Annotated in this window: 9 protein-coding genes and 2 tRNA genes; 1 reads left to right on the top strand and 10 read right to left on the bottom strand. The window is 33.2% G+C overall.

Features of this window, described 5'->3' with window-relative positions:
• Positions 1 to 11: 11 nt before the first annotated feature.
• From ACZ5CF_RS00975 to ACZ5CF_RS00965, 3 genes are all read right to left on the bottom strand, one after another.
• Positions 12 to 1,397 carry a RagB/SusD family nutrient uptake outer membrane protein gene (locus ACZ5CF_RS00975; protein WP_464579768.1) on the bottom strand — a complete coding sequence of 462 codons (1,386 nt, stop codon included), beginning with the start codon at positions 1,395 to 1,397 and terminating at the stop codon, positions 12 to 14.
• Positions 1,398 to 1,414: 17 nt separating this feature from the next.
• Complete coding sequence (locus ACZ5CF_RS00970) at positions 1,415 to 4,387, bottom strand: SusC/RagA family TonB-linked outer membrane protein (RefSeq protein ID WP_464579767.1); 2,973 nt, start codon at positions 4,385 to 4,387, stop codon at positions 1,415 to 1,417.
• 242 nt (positions 4,388 to 4,629) lie between these two features.
• Complete coding sequence (locus ACZ5CF_RS00965; protein WP_464579766.1) at positions 4,630 to 6,159, bottom strand: helix-turn-helix domain-containing protein; 1,530 nt, start codon at positions 6,157 to 6,159, stop codon at positions 4,630 to 4,632.
• A gap of 508 nt (positions 6,160 to 6,667) precedes the next feature.
• Here ACZ5CF_RS00965 and ACZ5CF_RS00960 point away from each other — a divergent pair.
• A complete protein-coding gene (locus ACZ5CF_RS00960) occupies positions 6,668 to 7,300 on the top strand; it encodes a hypothetical protein (protein ID WP_464579764.1) in 633 nt (210 codons plus the stop codon).
• Positions 7,301 to 7,380: 80 nt separating this feature from the next.
• Here the strand turns inward: ACZ5CF_RS00960 and ACZ5CF_RS00955 are convergent, their stop codons facing one another.
• From ACZ5CF_RS00955 to mutS, 7 genes are all read right to left on the bottom strand, one after another.
• Complete coding sequence (locus tag ACZ5CF_RS00955; RefSeq protein ID WP_464579762.1) at positions 7,381 to 7,650, bottom strand: heavy-metal-associated domain-containing protein; 270 nt, start codon at positions 7,648 to 7,650, stop codon at positions 7,381 to 7,383.
• A 39-nt stretch (positions 7,651 to 7,689) separates the two neighbouring features.
• Entirely contained in the window at positions 7,690 to 7,863 is a 174-nt protein-coding gene (locus ACZ5CF_RS00950) for a hypothetical protein (protein WP_464579761.1), read from the bottom strand.
• A gap of 133 nt (positions 7,864 to 7,996) precedes the next feature.
• Positions 7,997 to 8,761 carry a patatin-like phospholipase family protein gene (locus ACZ5CF_RS00945; RefSeq protein WP_464579759.1) on the bottom strand — a complete coding sequence of 255 codons (765 nt, stop codon included), beginning with the start codon at positions 8,759 to 8,761 and terminating at the stop codon, positions 7,997 to 7,999.
• Position 8,762: 1 nt separating this feature from the next.
• Positions 8,763 to 10,061 (bottom strand): MgtC/SapB family protein, encoded by a 1,299-nt coding sequence (locus ACZ5CF_RS00940; RefSeq protein WP_464579758.1) that lies wholly within the window; start codon positions 10,059 to 10,061, stop codon positions 8,763 to 8,765.
• A gap of 224 nt (positions 10,062 to 10,285) precedes the next feature.
• Positions 10,286 to 10,371, bottom strand: a tRNA-Leu gene (locus tag ACZ5CF_RS00935).
• 12 nt (positions 10,372 to 10,383) lie between these two features.
• Positions 10,384 to 10,456 (bottom strand) — tRNA-Gly (locus ACZ5CF_RS00930).
• Between the two features lie 114 nt (positions 10,457 to 10,570).
• Entirely contained in the window at positions 10,571 to 13,147 is a 2,577-nt protein-coding gene (mutS, locus tag ACZ5CF_RS00925) for a DNA mismatch repair protein MutS (protein ID WP_464579757.1), read from the bottom strand.
• Between the last annotated feature and the right edge of the window lie 142 nt (positions 13,148 to 13,289).

Genomic DNA, 13,289 nt, shown 5'->3' with positions numbered 1-13,289 from the left:
ACATTACCTAGTTAGTAACCAGGATTTTGTTCAAGGTTTTCATTAAGGTCTAATTCATTTACTGGAATAGGAAAAATAACTTTGTTCTGACCAGGAGCAGATTCTGCTTCATTTGCCATGCCGGGTCTTCTTAAATTCATGTTGTTTCTAAGAAGGTCCATTCTTCTATGACCTTCAAAACAAAGTTCTTTTCTTCTTTCATTTAAAATATCATCTAAAGTTACAGCTAGTAAATCAGGTAAACCTGCTCGCGAACGTAAAGCATTGATGTCATTTAATGGAGTATCTCCAACCGATGTGCCTCCTCTTAAATTTGCTTCTGCTCTTGTTAAGTACATTTCGGTAACTCTAAACACAGGAGCATTATCTGAATTGTTAATTGCTTCTGGAAATTTACTACTAAATTCTCGTACAGTACCTAAAGCATCTGCTCCGGTTTGAGTTAATTCAGAAAAGCGTAAGTCTCCGGGTTCTGCAGCAAAAGCAGCCAATAGATTGTCTGAGTAAGGGGCATCACCTCTTCCGGTTGGAGTTGGGTTTGATAATCCTGAAAAACCTTGACCACTATCTTGCCCATCTGCTTCTGTATTTACTAAAGTAAAGTAAAACTCACTACTTTGTGTATTATAAAAAGTGTAGTTGTTTGCAAGTGCATAGTTACTATTTTGAATTGCTTGGTTAGCAAAATCGGCAGCTTGAGCCCATTTTTCTTGGTACAGATATAATCTGGCTAAAAATGCTTGGCAAGCTCCTAATGTAGCTATGCTGTTATCTCCGTCTGTTAAATGAGGTAATGCTTCTAATAGATCTTGTTCTATTTGAGCTTGAACTTCATTTAATGTTGCTCTTGCAGGAAACTGTACTTCGCCTTCAAAAGGTTCTAGAACTAAAGGTACAGCTAAAGATGTTCCTCCAGATACTTGAATAGGTTGTGAATACCAGTTAGAGAGGTTAAAGTATACTAAAGCTCTCATAAATTTAGCTTGAGCAATAGCATTATTACGCTCTGCATCTGTAAACGATGGATCATCAACCAAAGGAATATTCTTAATTACTAAATTGGCAGTACCAATGGTTTCATAAGAGTCATCCCACATACCTGCAATAGAGACGTTTGTTGCCAGCGTAGTATAGTTTTTAACTTCGTTATAGGTTGGAAATGACCCTACAAAGTCAATATTATCTGCTTGCCAGTCACCGGCTAACTGCCATGTACCATTAAGCACATCGTCTTGTTGAGCAGCACTATATACTCCGGTTAAAACGCCTAATGCTAATTCTTTGTTAGAAAACGCTACATCTTGTGTTAATTGATCTTCCGGAGCCAAATCTAATTTTTCATCACAAGAGAAGAATGTAGCTGTTGCTAATAGTATTAATATAAATTTATTTTTCATCTTACTTTTTGTTTTTATTAAAATGTTAATCTTGCTCCAATCAAATAAGTTTTAGATTGCGGTGGTGTAAAAAAGGTTTCCCCTTGTCTACCATTTGCTGTTGAATCTGTTACTTCAGGATCAATACCATCTAAATCACTTCCTTTTAAAGTAAATACATTGTTTGCTGTTGCATACAATCTAACACCTTTAAGGAAACCTAATTTGTCGGCAATTTTTGCAGGCAAAGTATACCCTAATGTTATGTTTTTAAGTCTTGCATAAGTACCATCTTTTAACTGTAGCGTTGAACGCTGAGAAAAAGTATTAAATGTAGGACTGCTAAATGAAGGTACATAAGCATTGTCTCCCGGATTTCTCCAAACATCTAGTAAATTTCTTCTATTGTTAAAAGTACTTGCGGGGTTATCTGTAAACCTAAGTCCTGAAATATAAATATCATTTCCAACACTAAAGTTGAAGAAGAAATTAAGATCAAAATCTTTATATCGTAATTGATTTCTAAAACCACCAACAAAATCAGGGTTTGCATCTCCTGCAATAACTCTATCTGCCGAGGTTGGAGTTGTAGTAGGGTTACCGTTTATATCTAACCATTCTGCATCACCTGTTTGTGGGTTTACGCCTTTGTATCTAATTAAATAAAAACTGTTTACAGAGTGTCCTTCTACAGCTCTTTGTACGGTAGTAGCCGATACAAATCTTCTGCCTTGTGCATCTAAGTTAGCACCCGGTAATGATAGCACTTCGTTTTCATTAATACCTAAGTTTAATGAAGAAGTCCAGCTAAAGTTTTCGCCGTCAAAGATATCAACAGACAAATCTATATCCCAACCTCTATTTTCCATTTCACCAACATTATCAATAATAGAGTTAATACCTCCGTTGGTTTGAGGAATAGGAACGTTTAAAATTAAATCGGTTGTCTTTTTATTATAATAGTCAACGTTTAACCTAAATCTGTTATTAAAGAAAGCAGCTTCAAAGCCAATATCATAAGATTCAGATTTTTCCCAGCGTAAATCTGGGTTAGCGGCTCCTAATTGACGGAGTCCTGAAGCACCATTATAGTTAGAAACTATACCACCTCCAAAATTTTCTAAAGAGGCAAAGTTTCCAATTCTGTCGTTACCAGAAGTACCAAAGTTTCCTCTTAATTTTAAGGTGTTTATCCAATCTACATCTTCCATAAAGCTTTCAGAAGAAATTAACCAAGCAGCACCGGCAGCCCAGAAAGTACCATACTTATTGTTTTCACCAAAACGAGATGATCCATCACGTCTTATAGATCCTTCAACAATATATTTGTTATCGTATGAATAATTTGCTCTACCAAAATAACCAACTAATCTGCTTCCTGTTGAAGTGTTATTAGTGGTTCCTGGAGTTGATGCAGATACGGTGTTTATTTGGTCGTCTGAAAGAAACCCGGTAGCAGTAACAGTGGTTGCTCTATTTTCTACCTCTTCATAAGACATACCTGCAACAACCGATAGATCATGAAATTCTCCAAAAGTTGTATTGTAGTTTAATGTGTTTGTAAATACAAACTTATTTAACAAGTTTACAATATCTGAAGCAAAGCCTCCCGGAGAGTTAACTTCAAACGATCTTTGAAATTGCTCTAGAGCAACTCTGTCTATACCAAAATCACTTCTGTAAGTTAAACCATCTAACAGCTTAAATTCTCCAAATACATTACCAACTGTTCTAAAGCTGTTAGCATCATTAATATCTAATGCTTCAATGGCTATAACATTTGCCAAGAAACCGGTATTTACAAAGTTACCATTCTCGTCTGTTGGCTCAACCCAAGGCTGCTGTAAAAAAGATGTAGTTAATGGAGCAAAAGTTGAGTTTTCTGCGCCAACTCTATCATTTTTATTTTCGGTTACACTTAAATTAACACCAACTTTTAACCAGTCGTTTACATCGTGTGTAAGGTTTAATCGGGCACTTAATCTATCTAGATTATTGCCTTTTATAAAACCTTCTTGATCTTTATAGGTTAAACCTACAAAGAAGGTGGTTTTTTCGCTTCCTCCGGTAATATTCATGTTTAAGTCTTTAGATATACCCGTTCTTACTACATTAGAAGGCCAATCGAATGACCCTTGCGGTAAGTCGCCTGTTGAAGCAGCAAAACCAGCTTCTACCAAAAATTCACGAAACTCATCGGCATTCATCATATCAAATACATCGGTACTTTTTGTCCAAGATGTACTCATATCTAATGTTACTCGGGTATCTTGATTTTTTCTACCAGATTTGGTTGTAATTAAAATTACCCCGTTTGCACCTCGAGACCCGTATACAGCAGTTGCTGCAGCATCTTTTAAAACTGAAAAAGATTCGATGTCGTTTGGATTAATATCTGCAAGAGGGTTTAATCCTTGTCCTCCTTGTCCACCGGTTACAATAGCGTCATTAAGGGGAACACCATCTATAACAATTAATGGTCTACCTCCAGAAGAAATAGATGCTACACCTCTAATTTTAATAACTGGTGCAGCTCCTAAAATTCCAGAAGAATTTACTACTTGAACACCTGATGCTTGCCCTTGTAATAATTCTTGAGGTGATAATGCTGGAATATCTTTTATACTTTCATTGTCTACTGTTGATACACTTTGTACCAGCTTTTGTCTGTTTTGTTGCCCATAAGCAATTACTACTACTTCTTCTAGTGTTTGAGCATCTTCTTCCATCTGAACATTAATAGTGTTTGCAGCACCAACTGTTCTTTCTACTGTTTTCTGGCCGATGTAAGTAAATACCAAAACCTGACCTACATTAACTCTAATGGAATAGTTACCATCAAAATCAGTTTGGGTCCCATTTGTAGTACCTTTTACTAAAATGTTTACTCCGGGTAACGGCATACCATTTTGGTCTGTAACACTACCTGAGACATTTTTTTCTTGTGCTAGAGTGACTGTTATACTAAATAGACATAGCAATAACAGCATCCAGTAATTTTTTACTCTCATAGATTAAAATATTAAAGATTAGTTTTGAATTAGTGCAACTAAGGAAGGAATGTGGAATTAAAGATTATTAAGATGGCTAACTCAAATAATTTGTCTTCAAAAAATAAAATCAAAGTTTAGTGGATTTTTTATAGAAGTACTCATATAAACCACAAACCTTCAGTAATTGCAAAGTAAATTGACTGATATTTTGAGTAGAAAAGGTTAACCCCTATAATAGTTTACCCTTTTTAAGAATAGGGTTAAACGTATTTTAATTTGTGAAGCTTATCTAGATATTCTGTGGGTGTTAACGATGTTTCTTTTTTAAAAGCTTTATTAAAAGTTACTTTATTATTATAACCTACTTCATAAGCAACATCAATAATGTTTAGAGTAATGTGGTAGTTGTTTTTAAGTATAGTTGTAGCTTCTTGAATACGGTACTTATTAATTAGTTCAAAGAAATTCATATTAAAATGCTCATTAATAACTTGAGACGTATTGTGTTTTGTAGTGCCAAGTTTGGCTGCAAGCATTTCAAGATTTAGATTGTTTTCTTTGTATACCTTATACTCGTTAAGCAGTTTAATAAGTTCTTGTTTAAGCTCAATAGAGTAAGCAGGCGTTAAAGCAGATTTTTTGTATTTTTTATCTGGAAGATTATTGTTATTAACTTTTGTTTTTATTGCAGAGTTGGTTTTTTTACCAAAAACTTCCGGAACAGTATAGGCTGTTGATGCTATGTAAAAAATTAAGAGAGCCATTGCTATTACTTGTGGTTGAAACGATGCTACGCCCTCACTGTTTCCAATAAAAATTATACCTAAACCATGAAGTGAGTATACAAACACATACGCAATAAATATATTTTTAAGTTGACTTTGCCACTTTATACTCGCAGCTGTGCTTTCTGTGTTTTGATGCTTATACTTTAAATATAATTTATGAATTAGATAGGCATATACCGATAAAGAAATAATTTTTGCAAGTACAATTAAAGTAGTAGTAACTTTTAAATCGCTACTTCTATTAACCATTAAAAGTAATTTACTTTCTGCATCTAGTGTGTAATACGGAACCAAAATACCAAGCAATATTAAAGTTGGTAAAAAGTGTAAAGCATCTATTGCTGTTAAGTTATAATTTGTGACTCTTTTCTTGAAATAAAAATATAATAGCGGCCCATACAATAAAGAAAAGGTAGTTGTAATGTATAAAAAGTGAGGGGTTTTGTATAAGTAATTTGAAATGAATAAGCTTATGTGTAAAATAAATAAAGAATGTAATAAAACAAATAATCCAATAAAAATGTTAGACGAATGATTGTTGTTTATTTTAAAAAGCAGGAGCAATGCTATAAAAACTCCAATACAACCACTAAAAAGGTAAAAAGAAGACCAAAAAGAAACTTTTAATAAGTACTTATGCTCTAGTTTTTTGAAATTTTCTGTAGTTTTTATTTTTTTAAAAAACTGATCATGCAGTATGTTTATTTCTGCAGTGTTTTTTATATGTTTTTCTAGATAGTAAGTGGCTTTATTTGCATCGTTTAAATGCGCATAAAAAAAAGCTAAGTTTTTATAGGCATCTATAGAGTCTATCTCTTTCTCATCTAACCTTTTTTTAAGAAGCTCTATAGAAGTTAGTATATTTTTCTGCTTGTCATTTTGAGCATAAAGAACACTATCTTTTTTAAACTTGGTTTTATAGGTATAGCTATAGGCAGAGAAAACTGAAGCAAGTATAATTGCTACAAAAGCAAAAGTGTGCTTTATTGTTTTGGCTGCCATCTTAAATTAATTAGTAGTTACGTAAGCGAAATAATATACAAGTTACCACTTATAGACGCCAACGATTCTTAAAAATTACATAAAATAGTATATCCCGATAATAATTTACTTGTTTTTATAAGTTTTTTATTACAAAATAGTATTCTATTTTTTTAAAGCAAGTAACTTATGGTATATATGGTGTAATTTGTGGTTATTTTGTTTAGACATTGAAGAAAAGTAGACTTATACTCTAAATAAAAAACCTCGACTATTGTAAAATAACCAAGATTTTATTTAAAATTAATTTCAAAAACTATAACAAGACGTACACTTTAATAGCCGTCATTTTGTTCAATTAAATACTCTTTTTTAAAAAAATAGCTAGTTATTCATTTTTTATAGAATAACTCACACACCTGATTTAAATCATTTTTTGCACTCTATTTTACACCTACCTTTATTCATATAAATCTTGTGCTCGATTAACCCCTTAAATTTTGTTAATGAGTTTCATAAAAATGTTGTAATGAAAAATATTTGTTTAGCTCTATTTGTTTTTTTCTTAGCAGGATGTTCGTCTGTAAAGCTTTCAGAAAGTTGGAAGAGTACTCAATATAAAACGTTTGTTCCTAAAAAAATTCTTGTAGTTGGAGTGACACAAGATCAAACCAGTAGAAAGTTATTTGAAGTACATTTAAACGAAGCACTACAAAAAAGAGGTTTAAAAGCAGAAGAGAGTTTTGTTGTTTGTGAAGCTAATTTTACTGACTCAAAAAAAACCGAACAAGAACTTAAAATGTTAGAAGAAGAATTAATTTTTCAAGATTTTGATGCAGTTTTAATTTCGGTAGTTAAAGGAGTTGATGAGCGGGTTTCTTATAACAGAGAATTTAATGACATAAACCCTCAGTCTGATAAATTTAGAGGATACTATTTTTTAAACCAAGATGCTTTTTTTGATACAGGTTATTACGATAGATTTAATGTGTATAATGTAGAAGCTTCACTTTATAATTTAGATCCAGACAGTGAAAGAGCTTTAGTCTGGAGAGCGTCATACGAAATTGTAGACCCAACCCAAATACACAAAACTATTGAGGTATACGTAAAAGCAATTGTTAAGAATTTAGAAGAAAATGAATTAGTTTTAAAAAAGTAAACAAAGCACTTTAAAGAATAAATTTATTTTAGAAGTAAAAAAGCCGCTACTTAAAGTAACGGCTTTTAATTTTTATAGAATTAACCATTTAATCTGCCAACCATACAACTGGTATACGATTTTACCTTTTTACTAATTGAGTTTGCTTCTCCTTCTGGCGGGTAACCAAGCTTAACCAGCATGTTCTTAACAGCTTGTAATTGCTCTGTTGTGCTATAATTAAAAGTAACAGAATTTTGTTCTGGTGTTATGTTTATATTGCTTATGCCTTCAAGCTGCTGCAATTTTTTACTTATAGTATTGGCACAACCACCGCATTTTAAATTTTGAACTAAAATTGTTGTTTCCATTTTTTTTAGGGATAAATTTAAAGGTGAAATTACAAGTAGTCAATGATAAATATCAGGCTTTTGGTCCATTAAACTCAAACCACCACCTGTTATGACTGTAAAACCAAGTTTAGTAAGTGCAGCACCTACTTTTTCTGCTTTTTTATAGTAGGGGTTTGTTTTAGTAAAACGAGCAGAACCAAAAACTGTAATACAATGTCCTATAAAGTGCATTTTTCTGAATGCCCGTATAAATTGATACTGCACTTTAAATGAAAACCATAGTTCTTTAAATCGGTCTTTAGGGTCTTGTAAAAACTTACCTTCTGAAGTTAGGTGATAGTTAGTAGATTTAATTTTCTTCTTTTTAATCTATTACTATATTTCTAGTTTTTAATTGTTGTTTTGCATGTAGATACCCAATATTAAAAATGGTATCTATGTTGCCTACACTAAAAGTGCTGTAGTTAGCTAATTCTTCTGGATAAAAAATAACATCGCAATCAGAAAATTTTGCAATACAATCACTAGCAGATTTAACTTTATAGGCTCTGTCAACCACTTGGTACGAGTGTTTTAAATCTGAAATAGCTACTTTTTTTAATGGCGTAACATACACCCCAATTATTTTATGGCATTTATCTTTTAAGGGTTCTACCGGAAAATTATTTAATACACCACCATCAATATAATGCTTGCCATTAATTTCTACCGGTGTAAAAACTCCTGGAAAAGAAGCCGAAGCTAAAATGGGTTTAATTAAATTTCCTTTATTAAAATACGTTAATGAGCCGTTAATAATATCTGTAGCTGTTACATATAACGGCTTTTTTAAGGCAGCAAAATTATCTTCCGGAAAATATTTTTTAAAATCTACGTAATACTTTTCACTGTCAAGAATACCAGGCTTACCAAGTGCATAGCGGCTAAATTGAAACATAGGTACAGCCTTAAAAAAATGTAAAATTTCTTGCCATTTATAGCCACCGGCATAGAGAGCTCCTACAATAGCTCCGGCACTGGTACCGGAAATTACAGAGGGGTAAATATTATACTCTTCTAATGCTTTTATTACTCCAATATGTGCAGCACCTTTAACACCACCACCAGAGAGAACTAAACCTAATTTCATTTTAAATTAAGTTTAAAATTAAAAATCCTATTAAACCGGCAATAAAAACCAAGCCATAACCAAACAGAACATGCTTTCTAAGTTGTTTGCTTCCGCCCCAAACTGCAATGCCAATTTTAACAATTGTGTTAGATAGTGTTGCTAAGAGTATGGCGTTTTGAGCCGATAAAACATTAATGGTATCACCAGCTAATTTAGATACAGATATTGTTATGGCATCTATATCAGTAAGCGCACTTATTGCACTAGATATATAAATTCCCTTATGCCCGTACTCACTACTGGCATAACTAACCAAGAGTAAAATACCGGTATATAAAAAACCAAAAAACAGGGCGTCTTTTATATTTAACGGCTCGCCTAGAGGTAGCTTTTCTTTAAACTTTTCGCTGGTTTTACCAGATTTCTGAAAGTATAAAGTAACTCCTATTGCAGCAACAAAAAGCAAACCAATAGGGAATAATAGCTTTGGCAGTAAATTTTTATTAAAAATAAAAACCCATATTAACACTCTAATAATCATTATAGCCGCTGCAGCCATAATAGCAACTGTATAATTTCTTGATAGTGCAGGAGTTTCTTTGCTTTTTTTAGTGAAGGTCCAGGTTACAACGGTACTAGATACCAATCCTCCAACAATTCCGGTAAGTAGTATTCCTCTATCGGTCCCTAAAAACTTCATTAAAATATACCCAATAAAACCAATTCCTGAAGTAAGTACCACAACCCAACCAATTTCTCTTGGATTTAACACCTCAAAAGGGCCCATTTTGGCATTTGGTAAAAAAGGCAAGATTAATAAGGCAATAACTACAAATTGAACAAAAGCAGAAAACTCTTCTTTAGTGATTTGGCCAACAATGTTTTTTAGTTGAAATTTCATTGAAAGCACAACTGTTGCCACAACAGTAATAGCTAAAACAATTTCTATATACCCCAATAATGTTAATGCTCCTAATAAGAAAGCAAGTATTGTTGCAAATTCTGATGTACCACCTAAACTTCCTTTTTTGGCACTAATCCAGTAAGAAGTGGTAACCATAACAAAAACTCCGGCAAAACAGGCAATAAAAACATAGGGAGAAAATATAAAGCCTAGTAAGGCAGCAATAAAACCTACTAAGCTGATAAGGATAAAAGTACGAACACCGGCAAAAAGCTCTTCTTTTATAGAAAACCCTGAAAATTCACGCTCTAAGCCTAACACAAAACCAATACCAATAGCTACTAATAAACGAGAAAGAAACTCAAGCTCACTTAATGAGAAATTTTCTGTGGCAACAATTAAAGTATCTTTCATGGTTAAATAGCGCTAAGTTTAGGTGTGTAAATTTTTTAAGAAATAGTGTATTAAAAGTAATAATTAAAACTAAGAGTAGGAAAAATAATTATTAAATGGTAGTGCCAGTTTTTACTTTTTAAGTAAAAAATATGAGTTGATTTGATTGTATTTTTGATTAAACTTTAAAAAAGAAAGACAAAACAAAAAACCCCATAAAGACTAGCTTTACAGGGTTTTTAAAGTACTCGGGGCGGGACTTGAACCCGCACGGACATTTCTGTCCATTGGATTTTAAGTCCAACGTGTCTACCAATTCCACCACCCGAGCATATAATCGTCGAGCGAAAAACGGGATTCGAACCCGCGACCTCAACCTTGGCAAGGTTGCGCTCTACCAACTGAGCTATTTTCGCAACTATGTCTTAGAACGTCTGTTTCTGAATGCGGATGCAAATTTAAAACAATTCTATAAAAAGCAAAGCATTTCAAAAAAAAAGATTAAAATTTTTTTGAGTTTTTTAGGTTGATTACGCTTGTTTTTTCTTTACCAACATTCTTTTAATTTCGTTTAACTTCATTAGAGCTTCTACCGGTGTGAGCGTATCTATGTCTAAATGAACAATTTCCTCTTTAATTTCTTCCAGTAGCGGATCATCGAGCGTTATAAAACTTAATTGTAAATCGTTTTGTGCTGCTTTTAAATTGTCTGTTAATTCTTCGCTTGAATGTGATTTTTCTAATTTTTTTAAAATTTTATTAGCGCGCTGTATTACCTGTTGTGGCATTCCTGCCATTTTAGCTACATGAATCCCAAAACTGTGTTCGCTACCTCCCGGAACTAATTTTCGTAAAAAGAGTACATTGTCTTTTAATTCTTTTACAGCAACGTTATAGTTTTTAATTCGGTTAAACGTTTCAGACATTTCGTTTAATTCATGATAATGCGTAGCAAATAACGTTTTTGGTTTATAAGGATGCTCATGTAGGTATTCTGTTATTGCCCAGGCTATAGAAATCCCATCATATGTACTTGTTCCTCTTCCTATCTCGTCTAAAAGCACCAAGCTTCTTTCTGAAATATTGTTTAATATTGAGGCAGTTTCATTCATCTCTACCATAAAGGTAGATTCTCCCATAGAGATATTATCGCTAGCACCAACACGGGTAAAAATTTTATCGACCAGCCCTATAGTAGCTTCTTTAGCAGGAACAAAACTTCCCATTTGAGCAAGCAGTACAATCAGGGCTGTTTGACGTAAAATAGCCGATTTACCACTCATGTTAGGGCCTGTAATCATTATAATTTGTTGCTCTTTGGTGTCTAAATAAACATCATTAGCTATGTAGCTTTCACCAAGTGGTAATTGTTTTTCTATAACCGGATGCCTTCCTTCTTTTATTTGTATAGATAGGCTATCGGTAACTTCTGGTTTGTTATAGTTGTTGTCTTTGGCTAACGTTGCAAATCCACATAAACAGTCTATTTGTGCAATGTAATGTGCTGTTTTTTGAATTGGGTTAATAAACTCTTGTAACCACACAATAAGTTGATTGAAGAGTTGTTGCTCAAGTTGTGTGATTTGTTCTTCGGCTGTTAAAATTTTTGTTTCGTATTCTTTTAGCTCTTGAGTAATGTAACGTTCAGCATTTACAAGAGTTTGCTTTCTAACCCAATCTTCAGGGACTTTATCTTTATGAGTGTTCCTAACCTCTATGTAGTAACCAAAAACATTATTCGAAGCAATTTTTAAAGAGGGTATTCCGGTACGTTTACTTTCGCGCTCAAGCATGTTGTCTAAATAAGTTTTGCCCGATTTAGATAAAGCTCTTAACTCATCTAATTCTTCATGATAACCGGAAGCAATAACGTTACCTTTTAAAACATTAACCGGAGCATCTTCAAAAAGCATTTTAGTTACTCGTTCTTGCAATGCTTTGCAAGTGTTAATTTGCGAACCTAATTCTTTAAGAGCAGGTAGTGAACTTGAGTTAATGTTTTCTGTAATAGGCTCTAATGCTTTAAGCGAGTTTTTTAATTGTACTACTTCTCGAGGGGTAATTTTTGCGGTGGCAATTTTAGACACCATTCTTTCTAAATCGTAAACTTGTTTTAATTGAGTTTTTAGGGTGTCTAAAAGAGAAGAGTCATTGTAAAAATAATCTACTATTTCATGTCGTTTTTTTATCTGCTCCAGATTTTTTAAGGGTAATGCCAACCATCGCTTAAGCATTCTTCCTCCCATCGGAGAAATTGTTTTATCTATAACATCTAAAAGTGTAACCGCATTGGTTGTATTTGCTTGATAGAGTTCTAAGTTTCTGATGGTAAATTTATCCATCCAAACAAAAGCATCTTCGGCAATACGACTAATTTTAGTTATATGGTCTATTCTATTGTGCTGTGTTTCTGAAAGGTAATGTAAAACAGCACCGGCAGCAATTATCCCTTCTTTCAGGCTTTCTATACCAAAACCTTTAAGAGAGTTGGTTTTAAAATGTTGTGTTAGCGTTTCAAAAGCATAATCTTCTTGATATACCCAATCTTCTAAATAAAAGGTATGAAATTCCCCTCCGAAGCTAGCATTAAAAGTACTTTTTTGTTTTTTAGAGATAAGTAGCTCACTTGGGGCAAAGTTTTGTAAAAGCTTATCTATATATTCTTTATTTCCTTGAGCTGTTAAATACTCTCCGGTAGAAATGTCTAGTAAAGCAATTCCGTAATGTTTGTTACCAAAATGTATGGCTGCTAAAAAGTTGTTTTCTTTAGCAGATAAAATATCATCGTTTAAAGCAACACCGGGTGTAACCAATTCTGTTACCCCTCTTTTAACAATAGTTTTTGTTTGTTTTGGGTCCTCAAGCTGATCGCAAATAGCAACGCGCTCTCCTGCTTTAACTAATTTAGGTAAATAAGTATGTAACGAATGGTGCGGAAATCCGGCTAATTCTGTTTGATCTCCACCATTATTTCTGTGCGTTAAAACAATTCCTAAAATTCTAGCTGCCTTTACGGCATCTTCTCCAAAAGTTTCGTAAAAATCTCCAACTCTAAACAGCAACAACGCATCAGGATACTTAGCCTTAATCTGGTTGTACTGTTTCATTAAGGGAGTTTCTTTTTTGCTTTTTGTTTTTGCTGCCAATTATAAACCTATTTTTTGGGTTATTTTTGCCTTGAAAAGGCTGTATTGCGAAGTTACATTTTTTACACGCTTTAATACAGTAACGAGGCTTGATTGTTAATAA

The sequence above is a fragment of the Lutaonella thermophila genome (assembly GCF_055387725.1).
The sequence above is the reverse complement of the archived record's forward strand: the minus strand, read 5'-3'. Positions and strand labels throughout refer to the sequence as shown.